The organism is Sulfuriferula plumbiphila (assembly GCF_009938015.1).
Taxonomy (GTDB): Bacteria; Pseudomonadota; Gammaproteobacteria; order Burkholderiales; family Sulfuriferulaceae; genus Sulfuriferula; species Sulfuriferula plumbiphila.
Map to the genome: position 1 here is coordinate 3,433,582 of NZ_AP021884.1, position 19,193 is coordinate 3,452,774.

Consider the following 19,193-nt stretch of genomic DNA (forward strand, 5'->3'; position numbering starts at 1 on the left):
GCAGCGTCAGCTACCCAGGCTAGGAACCTGTCGCTTTCAACGCGTCCGGGTGCCAGCCCAGCAGCGCCAGCAGCACGAAGAATCCCAGCACATAGCCTAGCGGCACGAACCAGCCCTGTCTTAGCCACTGCCAGGTGTTTTTGGCTTCCGGGAAACCATTGCAGATGGCCACCCCGGCGGACGAACCGAACCAGATCATCGACCCGCCATAACCCACGGCGAACGCCAGCATGCCCCAGTCGTAGCCGCCCTGCTTCAATGCCAGTGCGGTGAGCGGAATATTGTCGAACACCGCACTGACAAAGCCCAGGCCCAGCGTGGTGTGCCAACCGGCTAGCGGCAACGCGGCCACCGGCATGAGTGACGCGGCCAGCACCAGCGCAATCAGGAACAGCGCGCCCTTCCAGGCGTTTTTCGCCTCAGCCCAAGGGATGGGATGGAACAGGCCGCCGATCAACACTGCGATCCACGCCCCCAGCGCGGGGAAATCCACCAGTACATTGCCCGCCACCGCGCCGCCGATAATCAGCGCCGCCACCAGTACGCGCGTCAGCACCACCACGCCGAGGATGCCCAGCTCTTCAGCGTCCAGTTGCGCGCCCGGGCGCGGGTCGGCCTGGATCGGCTGATGGCGGTGCTGGGCGCGGCTGGCGAACACGCCCACCACCAGCAGCGCCACGCCCGACGCGATAAACGCATCGGCGACATGCGGCGCGGGCACGCCGGCGATCCACATCATGGTGGTGGTGGTGTCGCCCACCACTGAACCCGCGCCACCGGCGTTGCTGGCCGCCACAATCGCTGCCAGATACCCCACGCTGACGCGCCCGCTGAAAACCTTGCGCGCCACCACGCCGCCCAGGATGGCGGCGGCGATGTTGTCGAGAAAAGTCGACATCAGCGCCACCAGCAACAGCAGCACGAAGCCGCCCTTCCAGTCGTCCGGGAGGATACGCGGCATCAGGTCGGGCACGCCGGAATCCTCGAAGTGCTTCGCCAGTATCGCAAAGCCCAGCAGCAGGCCGAGCAAGTTCAGCACCAGCATCCATTCGCGCAGGAAATGTGCCCCCAGCGCATAGTCCAGCGCCAGCCATTTATACGCACAGATCACCGTCAGCCCGGCCAGCGCGATGGGCAGATTGTGCTGATGCAGCACCGCCACACCCAGCAGGGTGAGCGCGAACAGGATGAATTCGACGGGAATGCCGGCAATCATGTTTGGCTGGTGCGGCTGGATGTTGCCGTTAACGCCATGCCCTTACTTGCCGGGTGTGGACTGGTACAGGAACGCATCGGCAAAAAATTCGTCTTCCGGCAGGCCGTGCTGAAGAAAGGTTTTATGCGCGGCATCCACCATGCCCGGTGCGCCGCAGGCATACACCTGGTAGCCGGACAAGTCCGGGAAATCCTGCAGGATGGCGTCGGCGACCAGTCCGGTACGGCCAGGCCAGGCATCCTCCAGGGCAGGCTCGGACAGTACCGGGATGAAGGTGAAGTTGGGATATTCCTGCTGCCACTGGCCGGGCAGCTGCGGCATGTATAAATCACGTAGCTGGCGTGCGCCCCAGTACAGTACCATCTCGCGGTCAATGTGGTGGTGGAAGGCGTGTTCCAGCATGGCCTTGACCGGGGCAAAGCCGGTGCCGCCGGCCATGAAGATAATGGGTTTGTCGCTGTCTTCGCGCAGGAAGAAGCTGCCCAGCGGGCCTTCGAAGCGCAGGATGTCCTTCTCTTTCATGCGCGTGAAAATGTGCTCCGAAAATTCGCCGCCCGGGATATGGCGCACATGCAGCTGCAGATAGTCATCGTTGTGCGGCGCATTGGCGAGCGAGAAGCTGCGGCGCTTGCCGTCCTTGAGCAAAATATCGATATATTGCCCGGCGAGGAATTGCAGGCGCTCGTTGGCAGGCAGTTTGAGGTGCAGCGCCATGACATCGTGACCAAGCCGTTCCAGCTTGTGTACGCGGCACGGCAGGGTTTTGATCTGGATGTCTTTGGCGGCGCCGACTTCGCGGCACTCGATGCTGATGTCGCTGAGCGGACGTGCCACGCAGAACAGCGCCTTGCCCGCGTCGATATCGGCGTCGGACAGTGCGCCGGACTGGTATTCGCCGTAATCTATCTCGCCCGACACCAGCTTGCCCTTACAGGTGCCACAGGCGCCGTTGCGACAGCCGTAGGGCAGCATGTAGCCTTCGCGCAGCGCAGCGGCGAGGATGGTTTCGTCGTCATCCGCATGAACAATGTGGCCGCTGGGCTGAATGGTAATCTGGTAGGGCATGAACTTCCTCTAAAATACACTAATGGCAAATATTCTGATTATCGGCTGCGGCGATGTGGGCTTGCGCTGCGCACGCCTGCTGGCGCCACGACACCGGCTGTATGGATTGGCGCGTACGCCGCAATCGGCACAGCGCTTGCGCGAAGCGGGCATTACCCCTGTCCGCGGCGATCTCGACGACCATGCCAGCCTGGCGCGTCTGTCGGGTGTCGCGGACTGGGTGCTGCACTTCGCACCGCCGCCCGCCTGCGGTGAGCACGATATGCGCACGCGCAAGCTGTTGTCGATACTGGGAAAAAGCCGGATTTTACCACGCCGGCTGGTGTACATCAGCACCAGCGGCGTATACGGTGACTGCGCGGGGGCATTGATTGATGAGACCCGTCCACCGCGCCCGCAAAATGCACGTGCGCGACGGCGGCTCGATGCCGAGCAGCAGGTGCGCCGCTGGGGACGGCGCAACGGAGTGGCCGTCAGCATTCTGCGGGTACCGGGGATCTATGCTGCCGAACGACTACCGATCGAACGCCTGCAACATGGCACGCCTGCGCTGCGTGCCGAAGACGACGTGTTCACTAACCACATCCATGCCGATGATCTGGCACAGATTGCGATTTATGCGTTATTTCATGCACGCGCCGGACGTATCTATCATGCCAGCGATGATAGCCGTATGAATATGGGAGATTATTTTGCGCGGGTTGCAGCGACCTTCGGTCTGCCCGCTCCGCCACGCATCACGCGCGCCGAGGCCGAGGCGACACTGCCCGCGCCGCTGCTGTCATTCATGCGCGAATCCCGGCGCCTGCTTAACCAGCGTATCAGGTCGGAGCTGGGTGTGCGCCTGCTGTATGCGGATGTGGATGCATTTCTTAAAACACAGCGCCCAGCCGGGTAAGCGCAGTGGAGTGTTGCCAGGTACCGGGGTTTATTTTTTCAGGCTGTCACGGATTTCACGCAGCAGCAATACCTCCTCTGGAGGGGCTGCCGGAGCGGCAGGCGGGGCAGATTTTTGCAACTTGCTCATCGCCTTTAGCGCCACAAAAATAGCCAGTGCTATGATCGTGAAATTAACGACGGAATTGATAAAGACGCCGTATTTAATCAGCGGGGAACCCGCTTTTTCTGCCAATTCCAGGGTGTCGTACGTCTTGCTGCCAAGGTTGATATAGAGCTCCTTGAAGTCTACGCCGCCTACCAGTTGGCCGATGACAGGCATGACAATGTCTTTGACAAACGAATCCACTATCTTGCCAAATGCGCCCCCAATAATGACCGCAATCGCCAAATCAACCACATTACCCTTAATGGCAAATGCTTTGAACTCGCTGACAAAACTCATGGCAACTCCTTCCGGTTTGAGTTATTTCGGCTAGCTTTTGGTAGCCCGCCCGCTGCAGTTTAGCAGCGTTATAGAATCAGCCTGTCAGCTTTCAAGGTTTATCACTGATTGTTAAATAAACAAAAAAGACAACCTGCGGGTTGTCTTTTTTGTCTGCCGCAAAGCACAACTAGCTGCGCTTGCGCAGCTTCTGGATTGCCGCAATCTGTGCAACCGCCTCGGCCAGTTCAACCTGCGCCTTGGCGTAATCCATTTTCGAAGCATGATTGCGCATCGCTTCTTCGGCATGGCGTTTCGCTTCCAGCGCCTTGGCTTCATCCAGATCGTGGCCACGAATGGCAGTATCTGACAGGATGGTCACGACATGCGGCTGCACTTCCAGCATTCCGCCGGATACATAAATCACTTCTTCTTCGGCAACGTCAGGCTTTTTGATGCGCACCGAGCCGGGCTTGATGCGCGTCAGCATCTGGGTATGACGCGGGTAAATACCCACTTCGCCCATTTCCGCCGGTACCACCACGTATTCTGCGGTGCCGGAGAACAATTCTGCTTCTGCGCTGACGATGTCTACATGAATGGTCATGGCCATAAATCTCGCTTCCCTGTGTTGCGTTCAGCGGGTGCAGGCAGCGTCTGCACCCTGACTGGGATTACTGGATGGTCTTGGCTTTCTCGACGGCTTCTTCAATGGTGCCGACCATGTAGAACGCCTGTTCGGGCAGGTGGTCGTATTCACCGTTGACGATGGCCTTGAAACCGCTGATGGTGTCTTTCAGCGACACGTACTTGCCGGGCGCGCCGGTAAACACTTCGGCCACGAAGAACGGCTGCGACAGGAAACGCTGGATCTTGCGCGCACGCGCCACCGCCAGCTTGTCTTCGGGCGCCAGTTCATCCATGCCCAGAATGGCGATGATGTCGCGCAACTCTTTGTAACGCTGCAGCACCGACTGCACGCCGCGCGCCACGCTGTAATGCTCTTCACCCACCACCAGCGGATCCAGCTGGCGCGAGGTGGAGTCGAGCGGGTCCACGGCCGGGTAGATCCCCAGTTCGGCCACCTGGCGCGACAGCACCACGGTGGCATCAAGGTGCGCAAAGGTGGTCGCCGGCGACGGGTCGGTCAAGTCGTCGGCAGGCACGTACACGGCCTGGATCGAAGTGATGGAGCCCTTCTTGGTGGAGGTGATGCGCTCCTGCAGGCGCCCCATCTCTTCCGCCAGGGTAGGCTGGTAGCCCACCGCAGACGGCATCCGGCCCAGCAGCGCGGATACTTCGGTGCCGGCCAGGGTATAGCGGTAGATGTTGTCCACGAACAGCAGCACGTCGCGGCCTTCGTCACGAAAGTACTCGGCCATGGTCAGTCCGGTCAGCGCCACGCGCAGACGGTTGCCCGGCGGCTCGTTCATCTGGCCGTAGACCAGGGCCACCTTGTCCAGCACGCCGCCGTCTTTCATCTCGTGGTAGAAGTCGTTACCCTCACGGGTACGCTCGCCCACACCGGCAAACACCGAGTAACCGCTGTGCTCCACCGCAATGTTGCGAATCAGTTCCATCATGTTCACGGTCTTGCCCACGCCAGCACCCCCGAACAGGCCGACCTTGCCGCCCTTGGCGAACGGGCAGATCAGGTCGATCACCTTGATGCCGGTTTCCAGCAGTTCGTTGGACGCCGCCAGTTCGTCAAAGGCCGGCGCCTTGCGGTGGATGCCCCAGCTGGTTTCGTTGCCGATCGGGCCCATGTCGTCGATCGGCTTGCCCAGCACGTCCATGATGCGGCCCAGGGTTTTAATCCCCACCGGCACGGAAATCGCCGCGCCGCTACCGCTCACCAGCATGCCGCGGCGCAGGCCGTCGGTGGTGCCCATGGCAATGGCACGCACGATGCCGTCACCCAGCTGTTGCTGAACTTCCAGGGTCAGCTCGGGGGTGTCCATTTTCAGTGCGTCATAGACCTTGGGCAAGCTGTCGCGCGGAAATTCCACGTCAACCACCGGGCCAATGATTTGTACGATTTTGCCTTGACTCATCGTCGTTCCTTGAAATAACAAAATTGCTTAAACGGCCGCGGCACCAGCCACGATCTCGGAGAGTTCCTTGGTAATCGCGGCCTGGCGGGTCTTGTTGTAAACCAGCTTGAGCTCTTCGATCACGTTTTTGGCGTTGTCGGACGCCGCTTTCATTGCCACCATGCGCGCACTTTGCTCGCTGGCCATGTTTTCGGCTACCGCCTGGTAAATCAGCGCCTCGATGTAGCGCGTCAGCAAGGCATCCACCACCGATTTGGCATCCGGTTCGTAGATATAGTCCCAGTGGTGCACGGGCTGGTCGCTCGGCTCGGCAGCCAGCGGCAATAACTGGGTCAGCGTTGGTTCCTGCTTCATGGTGTTGACGAAGCGGTTGTACACTACATGGAGCGCATCAATCCGGCCTTCCATGTAGGCATCCAGCATCACCTTGACCGGCCCGATCAGCCGGTCCATGTGCGGTGTATCACCCAGCGCAATCATGTGCGACACTACGTTGGCACCGGTACGCTGCATGAAGCCCAGCCCCTTGTTGCCAATTGCGGTGACATCCACGCCCAGTTTGGCGCCATCCCACTGTTTCATCTTGTTCACCACCAGGCGCAGCACGTTGGTGTTGAGGCCGCCGCACAAACCTTTGTCGGTGGTGACCACGATCAGGCCGACGCGCTTTTCGCTATCGCGCTTGACCACGAACGGGTGCTTGTACTCCGGGTTGGCCTGGGACAGATGGGCAGCCACGTTGCCGATCTTCTCGGCGTAAGGGCGCGCAGCGCGCATGCGTTCCTGTGCCTTGCGCATTTTCGCAGCCGCCACCATTTCCATGGCGCGGGTGATCTTGCGCGTATTTTCCACGCTCTTGATCTTGGTGCGTATCTCTTTTCCGGCAGCCATGATTGCTTTCCGATCAGTAGACGGCGGAGGACTTGAAGGCCTCGATGGCCTGGGCCAATGCCGCCTCCGTGTCCGCCGCCATGTCGCCGCTGCTCTGGATTTTGTCCAGCAGGTCGCCATGCTTGTCTTTCACGTAGGAGGCCAGCGCCGCTTCAAACGCCAGCGTCTTCTTCACCTCCACGTCGTCCATGTAGCCCTTGTTCACCGCAAACAGGGTGAGCGCCATTTCCGCGACGTTCATCGGCGCATACTGGTTCTGCTTCATCAGCTCGGTGACCAGCTTGCCGCGTTCCAGCTGCTTGCGCGTCGCTTCGTCCAGGTCGGAGGCGAACTGGGCAAATGCCGCGAGTTCGCGGTACTGCGCCAGCGCCAGGCGGGTACCGCCGCCCAGCTTCTTGATCACCTTGGTCTGCGCGGCGCCGCCGACGCGGGACACCGACAGGCCGGCGTTGATCGCGGGACGGATACCGGCGTTGAACAGGTCGGTTTCCAGGAAGATCTGGCCGTCAGTGATCGAGATCACGTTGGTCGGAACGAACGCAGAGACATCGCCCGCCTGGGTCTCGATCACCGGCAATGCGGTGAGCGAACCGGTTTTGCCTTTGACCGCGCCACCGGTGGCTTTTTCCACATAGTCGGCGTTGACGCGCGCGGCGCGCTCCAGCAGACGCGAGTGCAGGTAGAACACGTCGCCGGGATACGCTTCACGGCCGGGCGGACGGCGCAGCAGCAGGGAAATCTGGCGGTACGCCCAGGCTTGTTTGGTCAGATCGTCATAGACGATCAGCGCGTCTTCGCCGCGGTCGCGGAAGTATTCGCCCATGGTGCAGCCGGCGTAGGGGGCAATGTATTGCATCGCGGCCGAGTCGGACGCGGTCGCCGCCACCACGATGGTGTGACCCATCGCGCCGTGCTCTTCGAGCTTGCGCACCACGTTGGCAACCGACGAGGCTTTCTGGCCCACGGCGACGTAAATGCAGATCACGCCGGTGCCTTTCTGGTTGATGATCGCGTCCACGGCAACGGCGGTCTTGCCGGTCTGGCGGTCGCCGATGATCAGCTCGCGCTGGCCACGCCCGATGGGCACCATGGCGTCCACCGACTTCAGGCCGGTTTGCAGCGGCTGGGTCACGGATTGACGCGCAATCACGCCAGGCGCGATTTTTTCAATGGGGGAGGTCAGCCGGGTGTTGACCGGGCCCTTGCCGTCAATCGGCTGGCCCAGCGAGTTCACCACGCGCCCGATCAGCTCGGGGCCGATGGGCACTTCCAGAATGCGGCCGGTGCACTTGACCGTGTCGCCTTCGGTGATGTGTTCGTATTCGCCCAGCACCACGGCTCCGACGGAGTCGCGCTCCAGGTTCAGCGCCATGCCGAAGGTGTTGCCGGGAAATTCCAGCATCTCGCCCTGCATCACGTCGGACAAGCCGTGGATGCGCACGATACCGTCAGTCACCGAAACGACGGTGCCCTGGGTGCGCAGCTCGGAGGCCGCGGCCAGGTTCTGGATTTTGCTCTTGATGAGATCACTGATCTCGGTGGGATTGAGTTGCATTGATGGCTCCTAGACGGAATCTCTTAACGGGTTAGCGCGTACGCCATGCCTTGCAGCTTGCCGCGCACCGAGGCGTCATACACTTCGTCACCCACGGCAACAATGACGCCGCCAATGAGCGCGGGGTCAACGGTGACGCTGGCGTTGATTTTGCGCTTGAAGCGGCTCTCCAGGCGGGCAGACAGTTCGGCCAACTGGGTGGCGCTGAGGGCAAACGCGCTGGTGACCGCCGCATCCAGCACGCCGCCTTCGCTGGCCCTGAGCGCTTCAAACTGGGCGACGATTTCAGGCAGCACGCCGAGGCGGCCATTTTCGATCAGCAGCTTGATGAAGTTGCCCGCTTCTGCCCCGAGCTTGTTTCCGCACACCGCGAGAAACAGGCTGCCAAGCTGCTCGGCGCTGACCCGGGGGTCGGCCGCCAGGCGCTTCATCTCGGGATCGGCGGCCACGGCGCTGGCCAGCGCCAGCTGCCCGGACCAGGCATCCAGCGCGCCCGCCTGTTTGGCCAGGCTGAACACGGCTTGTGCGTATGGTCGGGCGATGGTTGCAATTTCTGCCATGGTCACAGCTCGTTCTTGATGGCGTCGAGCAACTCGGCATGGGCTTTGGCATCGATTTCGCGGCGCAGGATTTTTTCTGCGCCGGCAACCGCCAGCCCGGCCACCTGGCCGCGCAGCGCTTCCCGCGCTCGCACGGTCTCTTGCGCAATGCTGGCCTGCGCGCCCGCAATCATGCGCTCGGCTTCAAGCTTGGCCGCAGCCTTGGCTTCTTCTACCAGCTGCGCCGCACGCTTGTCTGCCTGGGCAATAATTTCAGCCGCTTTCTGCTTGGCTTCATGCAGGTTTTCAACAGCCCGACGGGAGGCCAGCTCCAGTTCGTGCTTGCCGCGCTCACCAGCGGCCAGACCGTCGGCAATCTGTTTCCTGCGCTCAGCCAACGCATTCATGATGGGCGGCCACACGAATTTCATGCAGAACCACACAAACACGAAAAACGTGATGGATTGCCCGATCAGGGTAGCATTGATATTCATGCCAGAACCTTTCTACGGTTAGTAAGTTCCAGCTTAGCCAGCCACTGCGAACAGCACGTACATGGCCAGACCAACAGCGATCATCGGCACCGCGTCAACCAGGCCCATGACGATGAAGAACTGGGTACGCAACATGGGGATCAGCTCAGGCTGACGTGCGGCACCTTCCAGGAAACGGCCACCGAGAATACCGATGCCGATCGAGGCGCCCAGAGCGCCCAGGCCCATCATCAGGGCACCGGCGATATACAGCACTGCGTGGATCATGTCCATTTGATTACTCCTCTGACTAAAGTTAAAGTGATTAAAGCGAAACCGGTGATTAGTGGTGTTCTTGATGCGCCATGTCCAGATAGACAATGGTCAACGTCATGAAAATAAACGCCTGCAAGGTGACAATCAGGATATGGAATACCGCCCAGCCCCACTGCAATGCCCCGCCGAACAGGCCAATGCCAAGACCGCCCCCGAACATCAGCGCGATCAAAATAAAGATCATCTCACCCGCATACATATTGCCGAACAGCCGCAGCGCCAGGGATACCGGCTTGGCAATCAGGTTGACACCCTCGAGGAAAATGTTGGCAGGCAAGCCCAGCTTGCCAAATGGCTGCAGGGTCAGCTCACCCACAAAGCCACCCACGCCCTTCATCTTGACACTGTAGTAAATCACCAGGAAAAACACCGCGATGGCCATACCGAATGTCGCATTGGGATCGGTACTGGGCACCACCTTGAAAAACGGCAAACCAGCAAGATGCGCAATCTGCGGAACCCAGTCCACCGGCAGCAGGTCCATTAGATTCATTAACAGAATCCAGACAAAAATGGTCAATGCCAGGGGTGCCACCAGCGGGTTTTTGCCCGAGAAAGAACCACGCACGCTGGTATCGATGAATTCAACAATCCATTCGACAAAATTCTGCAAACCGTCCGGCACACCTTTGCTGGCACGCTTTGCCACGAGACGGAACAGGAACAGGAAAAACACGCCCAGCACCAATGACACGCCCAGGGTGTCCAGATTGATCGCCCAGAACCCCATGACCTTGGCTTCCTGGGCGCTGTGCGCAAGGTGCCAATGCGCCTCGCCCGGCAACTTGCCATAAGTCAGGTTTTGCAGGTGATGCTTGATATATTCCGAAGAAGTGAGTGCTTCAGTTGACATAGCGCTGCTCTAAATATTTAATAATCAATCTTCAATGTGTCGGACCCCGCTTATCGTGACGCCGACAAGCCAGGCTAATTGTCCCAGCACAAACCCCGCAATCAAGGCCAGCGGGTCAAGCTTCAAGACGCCCATGCCCAGCGCCAAAAAGGCCACCACCAACACAAAGCGCTCCAGGCCGGTGCGGTATAGCATCCGCAAATCCTGCTGCACATCGGTATTGATGAGCCGCCTGGCGGCGCGCATGCGCCAGGCCAGCACAGCGCTATTGGCCAGCGCAACAAAACCGCCAAATACCACTGCAAAGGCCGTCGCCTGTCCGGATACCGCGTAAACCGGCATCGTCGCCATCAGCACAAGCACCCCCTGCACAAGCAGGGCTCGGCGGATGAACAGCTTAGGCTTTGGGTGTTGCGGAATTGTTGCGCGCATTCAAGCCACAGACGGGCATGCCCACCTGTAAATAGACGCGGATGATACCTTAATTAGCATACCTAATGCAATGATTAGATGGCTTGATGCTGCGATGAGGAAATCCGTGGCACTCATTGCAGCAGCGCTGTGGGGTTGTCACTGCACCCGGGATAGTTGTTTAGAGCTTGTTGAGTATGCTTTCCAGTTGTTCGTGGCTGACATATTCTATCGTCAGCCTTCCGGCTCCGCCCTTGCGCGACCGGATGTTGACTTGGGTACCCAGACGATCCGACAGTTCTTCTTCGAGGCGCTGTATATCCCGGTCTATTTTCCTGATGGCTGCAATAGGCGGGTTGAGCATTTTCCCAACCAGCCGTTCCGTCTCGCGCACCGAGAGTTGCTTTTGCACGACCACGTGCGCAGCTTCGTTCTGTTTGTTGTGAGTAAGCGCTAACAATGCCCGCGCATGACCCATGTCCAGCTGCTGCGTCATTACCATAGCCTGAACCGGCTTGGACAGATTGAGCAAGCGCAGCAGGTTGGTCACCGCGCTACGCGAGCGCCCTACCGCTTCTGCAGCGATCTGGTGGGTCATGCCGAATTCATCAATCAGACGCTGAATGCCGGTGGCCTCCTCCAGCGGATTGAGGTCTTCACGCTGTATATTCTCGATCAAAGCCATCGCCAGCGCCGCTTCGTCCGGCACCACCTTCACCACCGCCGGCACTGCGCTCATGCCGGCCAGCTGGGCGGCGCGCCAGCGTCGCTCGCCAGCGATGATTTCATAGCGCTCAGGACCCACCTCACGCACCAGAATCGGCTGCATCAGACCCTGTGCCTTGATCGAGTCCGCCAATTCCCGCAACGAGGCCTCGTCCATCCGGGTGCGCGGCTGGTATTTCCCGGGTTGCAGCTGAGTCACCGCTAAACTGCGCAACTCACCCTGCGTAGCGGGCGCATCTTCTCCACCCAGCAAGGCATCCAGCCCGCGCCCCAAACCTTTTAATTTCGCCATGGATTAATCCTCTTCTTTTGAGCTGGTGTGCGCTTACTTTAAATCAATGCTGCGCTGCAGAATCTCTGCTGCGAGACCATGATAAGCCAGCGCACCCCTGGAATTGCGGTCGTACGACAATACCGGGCGGCCATGACTGGGCGCTTCAGCCAGCCGTATGTTGCGCGGGATCACGGTATCGTAAACCTTGCTGCCGAAATGCTGCTTGAGTTGATCTGAAACCTGCTGGGCAAGCGTATTGCGCGGATCGAACATGGTGCGCAGCAAGCCTTCTATTTCCAGCCGCGGGTTGAGGTTGGCGCGTACTTTTTTAATTGTATTGACCAGATCGGACAGGCCCTCCAGCGCGTAATATTCGCATTGCATGGGAATCATCACCGCGTCAGCGGCAGTTAGTCCGTTCACCGTGAGCAGGTTAAGCGCCGGCGGACAATCAATCAATACGTAGTCATATTCCACCGTCACTGCCGACAGGGCTTTTTTGAGCCGGATCTCGCGCTGCGGCTGATCCACCAACTCCACCTCGGCACCCGCCAGTTCGCGGTTGGCCGGCAACAAGTCAAACTTGCCGCTGTCGGAATGCTGGCGCACCTCCGGCAAAGGCGCCAGCTCCAGCAATACATGGTATACGGTATGGCGCAGGCTGCGCTTATCCACACCGCAGCCCATGGTGGCGTTGCCCTGCGGGTCCAGGTCTACCAGCAGAACACGCTGCCCTAGCGCAGCCAGACTTGCGGCCAGATTGACGGCTGAGGTGGTCTTGCCTACCCCGCCTTTTTGATTGGTTACTGCCAGAATTTTTGCCATTACACCGCTTTCAGGATAATCAGATGACGCTGCGCATCCAGCCCGGGCACAGTCAATGGCACGACCCGCTCCACTTCGACTCCGGCCGGCAATTGTGCCAGCTCCTCGTCCGGGCGCACCCCCTTCATGGCATACCAGCGCCCCGCCGTAGCCAATAAGAGATGCGTGCAGGCTATGAATTCTCCAACCCCGGCAAACGCCCTGGAGATCACGCCATCAAACTTTTGTCCAGACTTGATCTCCTCTACCCGCCCGGAAGCTACCCGCACGTTGCTCAAACCCAATTCAATCACCGCCTGTTGCTGAAAGCTGGACTTTTTGTGGTTGCTATCTGACAGTGTGATTTCCCAGTCCGGGCGGGCAATGGCCAATGGGATGCCCGGCAAACCCGCACCGCTACCCACATCCAGCAAGCGGTTGACGCGAACATGCGGCAACACTGCGAGGCTATCCAGCAGATGGTGCGTCAGTATTTTTTGCGGATCGCGCAGCGCGGTCAGGTTATGCACGCGATTCCACTTCTGGATCAGGCCAAGGTATTGCATCAGCCTGACCAGCTGCTTTCCATCCAGCGCCAGCCCCAGCGAGCTGGCGCCCGCCTCCAGTTGCTGGTGCGGAGTCATGCGTAATTTTTATGTTGCGTAGCGGAGCCGGTCCGTTTCAAGTGCACCAGCAACACCGAAATTGCCGCCGGGGTTATCCCGGAAATGCGCGAGGCATGTCCTAAGGTTTCCGGCTTGTGGCGGTTGAGTTTTTGCTGCGCTTCCACCGACAAACCACGCACCGTGCTGTAATCCAATTCAGCCGGCAATTGCAGGCTTTCCTGGGCGCGACCGCGTTCGATTTCATCATGCTGGCGATCAATATAACCCTGATATTTGGCCTGAATTTCTACCTGTTCAGCCACTTGCTGGTCACTCACAGCGGGGCCCGCACCGGGCAAGCTCAATACACCCGCGTAATTTACATCAGGGCGGCGTAACAACTCGTAGAGATTGTATTCATGCTCTATCGGCTTGCCGAGAACGCGCAGCGCATCTGTCTCAACCAGTGTATCCGGGCGTACCCATATGCTGCGCAGACGCGCCTGCTCGGCCTCGATAGCATCGCGTTTACGCATGAACGCATCCCAGCGCAGGTCATCGACCACGCCCAGTTTGCGGCCCATTTCGGTCAAACGCAGGTCGGCATTGTCTTCGCGCAGTGACAAGCGATATTCGGCACGACTGGTGAACATGCGGTAGGGCTCGGTTACGCCCCGCGTGATCAAGTCATCCACCAGCACGCCCAAATAGGCCTGATTACGTTGCGGGCACCACGCCGCGCGCTCCTGCACGTACAAACCGGCATTGATGCCGGCCAGAATTCCCTGTGCGGCAGCTTCTTCGTAACCCGTTGTGCCATTGATCTGCCCGGCAAAAAACAAGCCGTGTATGGCTTTGGTTTCGAGAGAGCTTTTCAGTCCGGTCGGGTCAAAATAATCATATTCAATGGCATAGCCAGGTCGCGTTACATGGGCCTTTTCAAAGCCCTTGATGGAGCGCACCAGCGCCATCTGCACATCAAACGGCAAGCTGGTCGAAATGCCGTTCGGATATACCTCATGGGTGGTCAAACCTTCCGGCTCGACGAAAATCTGGTGCGAGGCCTTCTCGGCAAAACGCACTACCTTGTCTTCAATAGACGGGCAATAGCGCGGCCCTACACCGGCAATAACGCCGGTATACAACGGTGATCGGTCAAGCCCGTTGCGGATGATTTCGTGCGTTATTTCCGAGGTATGGGTAATCCAGCACGGCAGCTGGCGCGGATGCTGGGCGGCATCACCAAGGAAGGAAAACACCGGTACCGGGTCATCGCCGGGCTGGATTTCCATTACCGAATAATCCAGACTGCGCCCGTCCAGACGGGGCGGCGTACCGGTTTTGAGGCGGCCCACCGGCAAATTCAGCTCCCGCAGGCGGTATGCCAGGCTGACTGCGGGAGGGTCCCCCGCGCGCCCTGCCTGATAATTGGATTGCCCGACATGTACCAAACCCGCAAGAAAAGTGCCCGCAGTCAACACTACGGCGCGCGCATGAAATATCAGCCCCAGCTGGGTTTTTACGCCATTGACGCGCGCGCCGGCCAGCAGCAAATCGTCCACTGCCTGCTGGAATAGCCACAGATTCTGCTGGTTCTCCAGACGCTTGCGTATCGCCTGTCGATACAGTACGCGGTCGGCCTGAGCACGTGTCGCGCGCACTGCCGGGCCTTTGGAAGAATTCAGGATACGAAACTGGATACCGCCCTCGTCCGTCGCAGCCGCCATGGCGCCGCCCAAGGCATCCACCTCCTTTACCAAGTGACCTTTACCGATGCCGCCGATTGATGGGTTACACGACATTTGCCCGAGCGTCTCGATATTGTGTGTGAGCAACAGTGTTTTTTGGCCCATGCGTGCCGACGCAAGCGCCGCCTCAGTGCCGGCATGCCCGCCGCCTATCACAATCACATCAAACCGTTCAGGGAAATTCATGGATTTTTGTCCTGCAGGACGCAAGTACACAAGACTCGGAATGATACGCCGAACCCGTACAAAGGTTAAGTTTGTTTCACGTGAAACATTGCGAACATCCATTTTTGAAACCCGCCTCAAAAACGACCAGCGCATGGGCGCTATGGCGCATTATTTTGCACCACCCAATACCCTGGGATGGATAGCGCGGCATTCGCTCGATGCAGCGCGTTCTGAGCGGTTTTGGCTTTTCTGACCTATTTTCCGATACAGAAACGGCTGAAGATTTCCCCCAGCAAGTCGTCGGCGCTGAATTCACCTGTGATTGTGGACAAGGCGTTTTGTGCCAGTCTCAATTCTTCAGCAAAGAATTCCAGTCTGCCACCAGCCGCTCTGGCCCGCTCGATATGCTGGGCTGCTTGCGCCAAAGCAATCAGATGACGGTCGCGCGCCATGAATAAACCTTCTCCCTCCGGCTGCCATCCGGCAATTTTGAGCAACTCCGTGCGCAAGATATCTATCCCCTCACCGGTCTTGGCTGATAGATAGAGGTCATTGCCCCGCCTGCAGAAAGTTTCATGGCCAAGATCAATTTTGTTATGGATGGTCAATAACGGCAGCGTGCCTGGCAGCGCTGCGATGATATCCTGCTCTGCCGCAGTGACGCCATGCTGCACATCAACCAGCAATAACGCCACCGAGGCCTGGCGTATCGCTTCCCAGGTGCGTGCAATACCGATGCGCTCGACTTCGTCCTCGGTTTGACGCAGTCCCGCCGTATCAATAATGTGCAGTGGCACACCCTGTATCTGAATGGTTTCGCGCACCGTGTCGCGCGTCGTACCGGGGACCGCCGTGACAATCGCCACATCCTGCCCGGCGAGCTGATTGAGCAGACTGGATTTACCAACGTTAGGCTGTCCAATCAAAACCACACGAATCCCCTCGCGCAGCACACTGCCCTGGCGCGCGCCAAGCCTGGTTTTTTCCAGGGCGCCCTGTATTGCGGCCAGTTTGCCAAAGGCATCCGCGGCCTTCAGGAAATCAGTTTCTTCTTCGGGGAAGTCAAGCGTGGCTTCTACAAGCATACGCAGATTGATCAGTGCATCCACCAGTTCATGGATGCGTTGCGAAAATACGCCGGTCAAAGAGCGCAATGCACAGCGCGCCGCCTCTGCCGATGCCGCATCAATCAGATCCGCCACGCTCTCGGCCTGGGCCAAGTCAAGCTTGTCGTTCAGATATGCGCGGCGGGTAAATTCTCCGGGCTGCGCAGGACGTGCGCCCAATTCGAAACAGCGCGACAGGATGAGCTGCAATACGGCCGGACCGCCGTGACCTTGCAGCTCGAGCACATCCTCACCGGTAAACGAATGCGGTGCAGGAAAATACAGGGCGATGCCCTCATCCAGCGCATCGCCCTGACTGTCGCGGAATCTGCATAGCCGGGCTAGGCGTGGTTTGGGCTCATGCCCCAGTATGGCTTTGGCAAATAGCGTTAGTTGTTTCCCGGAAATGCGTACTACGCCGATGCCGCCGCGCCCTGGCGCGGTAGCAACCGCAGCAATGGTGTCGTTATCAGTGCTTGCCATGGCCGGTCTTGGCGGCCTCGACACGGTGGGTGATGTACCATTGCTGGCTAATGGATATCAGATTATTCACCAGCCAGTACAACACCAACCCTGCCGGGAAGAAAAAGAAAAATATGCTGAACGCTACCGGCATAATCATCATGACCTTGGCCTGGATCGGATCCGGGGGGGTGGGGTTCAGGCGCGTCTGGATCAGCATGGTAATCCCCATGATAATCGGCAGCACATAGTACGGATCGGGTGCAGACAGGTCATGTATCCACAGCACGAATGGCGCCTGGCGCATTTCCACGCTGCCCAGCAGGGTCCAGTACAGCGCAATAAACACCGGTATTTGTACTACCACCGGCAGACAGCCGCCGAGCGGGTTGATTTTCTCGGTTTTGTACAAGTCCATCATGGCCTGGTGCAGTTTCTGGCGATCGTCACCGTACTGCTCCTTGAGTCGCTGCAAGCGTGGTGCCAGCCCACGCATCTGCGCCATGGACTTGTAACTCTTCGCGGAAAGCGGGAAGAACATTAATTTGATCAGAATGGTCAGAATGACGATAGACCAGCCCCAGTTGCCAACAAACTGGTGGATTTTCTGCAAAGTCCAAAATATGGGCGCGGCGATGGGTGTAAGCCAGCCGTAGTCCACCACATAATCCAGCCCGGGCGCCAAAGCGGTCAAGGTTTTCTGCACCTGCGGCCCAGCGTATAACGGTGTAGAAAACCTCAGGCTGGCTCCCGGTTGCACGTTACCCTCTGGCATGATGACGCCTGCACTATATAAGCCATCGCCCGCCGGCTTGGTGTAGAACTCGCGCTTAGGTCCGTTCTTGGGCAACCATGCCGACACGAAGTGATGCTGAACCATGCCGATCCATCCATCGTTGGCGTAGCGGGGATAGTTCTGCTCTCCCTTGTCTATTTGCTTGAAGTCCACCTTTTTGAATTTGCTTTGCTCGGTATACAACGCCGGGCCTGTGTAGGTGTGAATAAAATGCGACTCGCCCTCCGGCGCCTTGCCGTCACGCAGTAGTTGAAAATAGGCATAAACGGGTAGGGCAAGCTTGCCCGGGTTGGCTATCTGATAGCCAACATCAATCACGTAACTATCGCGGTGGAAGGTATAGGTTTTGGTAACTCGCACGCCGGTAACGGGGTCAGTCCAGCTAAGCGGTACCTGAAGCTTGTCTTGTCCAGGGGCCAGGGTGTAATTACCCGGGGTCAGCTGAAACAGCGTTTTATGGGTCGGCAGGCCCGCACCAATCAGACCGGATTGCGCAACGTATTCATGTCCGGGCATTTGTTCCAGTAGTTGCAAGGTTTTTTTCTTGTCTACGGCATCCTGGTAGCGCGTCAACGCCAGGCTACGCAAATCTCCGCCGTTTGCATCGATTTCGGCACGCAATACATCAGTGGTTACCACTGCGCGCGCACCATTTACCAGGCCCGGTGCAACCGCTGTCGGGGTCGGCGCTGCATGCTGCTGATCCAGGGTCGGTACGGGCGCCACGCCGGTTGTGGCTGCCTGTGTCGTAGTGCTTACCGTTGCTGAGGGTTGATCGTGTTTTTGCCAGTTCTCCCACAACATCAGCAAAGAGAAGGAAAATACGACAAACAGGATTAGTCTTTGGGTATCCATTTTGGCTTTGGAAATTTAGGGTACAGGATCATAACCACCCGGATGACGCGGGTGGCAGCGGGATAGTCGACGCATCGATAACCAAAAACCCTTGGCCGCACCGTGTTTGGTGAGCGCCTCGACAGCGTACTGAGAACAGGTCGGCGTGAAACGGCAATGCGTGCCCATCATGGGGCTGATCGCATATTGGTAAACCTTGACAAGGTATATCAGGAGCCGAGACATCGTTTGGATTTATGCAGCAATCGAAGCAATTCTTCGCGTACTTGCAAGACATTGGTCTTGTCGAACGGTTTCATGATGCGCACAATAATATCCAGTGACTGGATGTTATGCTGGTTTGTGCGAAATGCTTCCCGCACCGTGCGTTTAGCCAGGTTGCGCGCTACTGCGGTGCGCAATTCCTTTTTTCCAACGACGATACCCAAACGCGCATACATCAATTGATTGGGTTTGGCATAAACACGAACAAAACGGCCACTGTGCCCGCAACGAAAATTAAAAACGGATGAATATTCATCCGTTTTCAACAGCCGTGATTGCCTAGGAAAACGCCAGTCTTGCCTTCCAGCTACCGTTGCATGGTTGGCTATAATAGCCGACTCAAACTGCGAGACGGGCACGACCTTTGGCACGACGGGCCCGGATAACAGCACGGCCACCTTTGGTTCTCATACGAACCAGAAAGCCGTGGGTGCGTTTGCGGCGAATAACGGAAGGTTGATAAGTGCGCTTCATGACAAATCCCAGGGAAAATGATTCTGTAAAACACATTATTAGACTATTTTATTGCATTATCTGTCAACCTGTAATTATCTTGACTGCCTGTGGATAAGTTGGCTGCCGGGGGTTAGAATCTGCGTTCTGTGTTTTCTCCGGGTATGCGCTCACCCGCGCTGCAACGCTTCCATGTACCTCGAATCAATCTCCTATTT

Annotated in this window: 22 protein-coding genes; 1 reads left to right on the forward strand and 21 read right to left on the reverse strand. The window is 58.3% G+C overall.

Features of this window, described 5'->3' with window-relative positions:
* Positions 1-19 precede the first annotated feature (19 nt).
* A complete protein-coding gene (locus GZH91_RS17535) occupies positions 20-1,216 on the reverse strand; it encodes a citrate transporter (protein ID WP_147074760.1) in 1,197 nt (398 codons plus the stop codon).
* Between the two features lie 42 nt (positions 1,217-1,258).
* The gene (locus tag GZH91_RS17540; protein WP_147074759.1) at positions 1,259-2,281 is read right to left on the reverse strand and encodes a CDP-6-deoxy-delta-3,4-glucoseen reductase; all 1,023 of its coding nucleotides are present in this window, start codon (positions 2,279-2,281) and stop codon (positions 1,259-1,261) included.
* A gap of 22 nt (positions 2,282-2,303) precedes the next feature.
* Between GZH91_RS17540 and GZH91_RS17545 the strand changes: the two genes are divergently transcribed.
* Complete coding sequence (locus tag GZH91_RS17545; protein WP_147074758.1) at positions 2,304-3,179, forward strand: SDR family oxidoreductase; 876 nt, start codon at positions 2,304-2,306, stop codon at positions 3,177-3,179.
* Positions 3,180-3,209: 30 nt separating this feature from the next.
* Here the strand turns inward: GZH91_RS17545 and mscL are convergent, their stop codons facing one another.
* The 19 genes from mscL to rpmH form a co-directional block, all read right to left on the reverse strand.
* Entirely contained in the window at positions 3,210-3,623 is a 414-nt protein-coding gene (gene mscL / locus GZH91_RS17550) for a large conductance mechanosensitive channel protein MscL (protein WP_147074757.1), read from the reverse strand.
* Between the two features lie 169 nt (positions 3,624-3,792).
* The gene (locus tag GZH91_RS17555) at positions 3,793-4,215 is read right to left on the reverse strand and encodes a F0F1 ATP synthase subunit epsilon (RefSeq protein WP_147074756.1); all 423 of its coding nucleotides are present in this window, start codon (positions 4,213-4,215) and stop codon (positions 3,793-3,795) included.
* A gap of 61 nt (positions 4,216-4,276) precedes the next feature.
* Positions 4,277-5,656 (reverse strand): F0F1 ATP synthase subunit beta, encoded by a 1,380-nt coding sequence (gene atpD, locus GZH91_RS17560; protein ID WP_147075182.1) that lies wholly within the window; start codon positions 5,654-5,656, stop codon positions 4,277-4,279.
* A gap of 27 nt (positions 5,657-5,683) precedes the next feature.
* Complete coding sequence (gene atpG, locus GZH91_RS17565; protein WP_161984320.1) at positions 5,684-6,547, reverse strand: F0F1 ATP synthase subunit gamma; 864 nt, start codon at positions 6,545-6,547, stop codon at positions 5,684-5,686.
* Positions 6,548-6,560: 13 nt separating this feature from the next.
* Positions 6,561-8,102 (reverse strand): F0F1 ATP synthase subunit alpha, encoded by a 1,542-nt coding sequence (gene atpA / locus GZH91_RS17570; protein ID WP_147075170.1) that lies wholly within the window; start codon positions 8,100-8,102, stop codon positions 6,561-6,563.
* Between the two features lie 23 nt (positions 8,103-8,125).
* Positions 8,126-8,662, reverse strand: a complete 537-nt coding sequence (locus GZH91_RS17575) for a F0F1 ATP synthase subunit delta (protein ID WP_147075169.1) — start codon at positions 8,660-8,662, stop codon at positions 8,126-8,128.
* A 2-nt stretch (positions 8,663-8,664) separates the two neighbouring features.
* Positions 8,665-9,135, reverse strand: coding sequence for a F0F1 ATP synthase subunit B (locus GZH91_RS17580; RefSeq protein ID WP_161984321.1), 471 nt, complete (start codon positions 9,133-9,135; stop codon positions 8,665-8,667).
* A 33-nt stretch (positions 9,136-9,168) separates the two neighbouring features.
* Entirely contained in the window at positions 9,169-9,408 is a 240-nt protein-coding gene (gene atpE, locus GZH91_RS17585) for a F0F1 ATP synthase subunit C (RefSeq protein WP_124703731.1), read from the reverse strand.
* 49 nt (positions 9,409-9,457) lie between these two features.
* Positions 9,458-10,303, reverse strand: a complete 846-nt coding sequence (gene atpB / locus GZH91_RS17590; RefSeq protein ID WP_147069518.1) for a F0F1 ATP synthase subunit A — start codon at positions 10,301-10,303, stop codon at positions 9,458-9,460.
* A gap of 24 nt (positions 10,304-10,327) precedes the next feature.
* Positions 10,328-10,735, reverse strand: a complete 408-nt coding sequence (locus tag GZH91_RS17595) for an ATP synthase subunit I (protein WP_147069519.1) — start codon at positions 10,733-10,735, stop codon at positions 10,328-10,330.
* A 160-nt stretch (positions 10,736-10,895) separates the two neighbouring features.
* Positions 10,896-11,732: a ParB/RepB/Spo0J family partition protein gene (locus tag GZH91_RS17600; RefSeq protein ID WP_147069520.1), complete on the reverse strand. Its 837-nt coding sequence runs from the start codon at positions 11,730-11,732 to the stop codon at positions 10,896-10,898.
* A gap of 33 nt (positions 11,733-11,765) precedes the next feature.
* Positions 11,766-12,539 (reverse strand): ParA family protein, encoded by a 774-nt coding sequence (locus GZH91_RS17605; protein WP_147069521.1) that lies wholly within the window; start codon positions 12,537-12,539, stop codon positions 11,766-11,768.
* The gene (rsmG, locus tag GZH91_RS17610; protein ID WP_147069522.1) at positions 12,539-13,162 is read right to left on the reverse strand and encodes a 16S rRNA (guanine(527)-N(7))-methyltransferase RsmG; all 624 of its coding nucleotides are present in this window, start codon (positions 13,160-13,162) and stop codon (positions 12,539-12,541) included. Before rsmG ends, GZH91_RS17605 begins: the two co-directional genes overlap by 1 nt.
* Positions 13,159-15,057: a tRNA uridine-5-carboxymethylaminomethyl(34) synthesis enzyme MnmG gene (gene mnmG / locus GZH91_RS17615; protein WP_147069524.1), complete on the reverse strand. Its 1,899-nt coding sequence runs from the start codon at positions 15,055-15,057 to the stop codon at positions 13,159-13,161. Before mnmG ends, rsmG begins: the two co-directional genes overlap by 4 nt.
* Before the next feature lie 236 nt (positions 15,058-15,293).
* Positions 15,294-16,628: a tRNA uridine-5-carboxymethylaminomethyl(34) synthesis GTPase MnmE gene (mnmE, locus tag GZH91_RS17620; protein WP_147069526.1), complete on the reverse strand. Its 1,335-nt coding sequence runs from the start codon at positions 16,626-16,628 to the stop codon at positions 15,294-15,296.
* The gene (gene yidC / locus GZH91_RS17625) at positions 16,615-18,258 is read right to left on the reverse strand and encodes a membrane protein insertase YidC (RefSeq protein WP_147069527.1); all 1,644 of its coding nucleotides are present in this window, start codon (positions 18,256-18,258) and stop codon (positions 16,615-16,617) included. The genes mnmE and yidC overlap by 14 nt, the downstream gene beginning before the upstream one ends.
* Positions 18,259-18,273: 15 nt before the next feature.
* Entirely contained in the window at positions 18,274-18,483 is a 210-nt protein-coding gene (gene yidD / locus GZH91_RS17630; protein ID WP_147069529.1) for a membrane protein insertion efficiency factor YidD, read from the reverse strand.
* Positions 18,468-18,920, reverse strand: a complete 453-nt coding sequence (rnpA, locus tag GZH91_RS17635) for a ribonuclease P protein component (RefSeq protein ID WP_147069531.1) — start codon at positions 18,918-18,920, stop codon at positions 18,468-18,470. The genes yidD and rnpA overlap by 16 nt, the downstream gene beginning before the upstream one ends.
* Positions 18,862-18,996 (reverse strand): 50S ribosomal protein L34, encoded by a 135-nt coding sequence (gene rpmH / locus GZH91_RS17640; RefSeq protein ID WP_124703720.1) that lies wholly within the window; start codon positions 18,994-18,996, stop codon positions 18,862-18,864. Before rpmH ends, rnpA begins: the two co-directional genes overlap by 59 nt.
* Between the last annotated feature and the right edge of the window lie 197 nt (positions 18,997-19,193).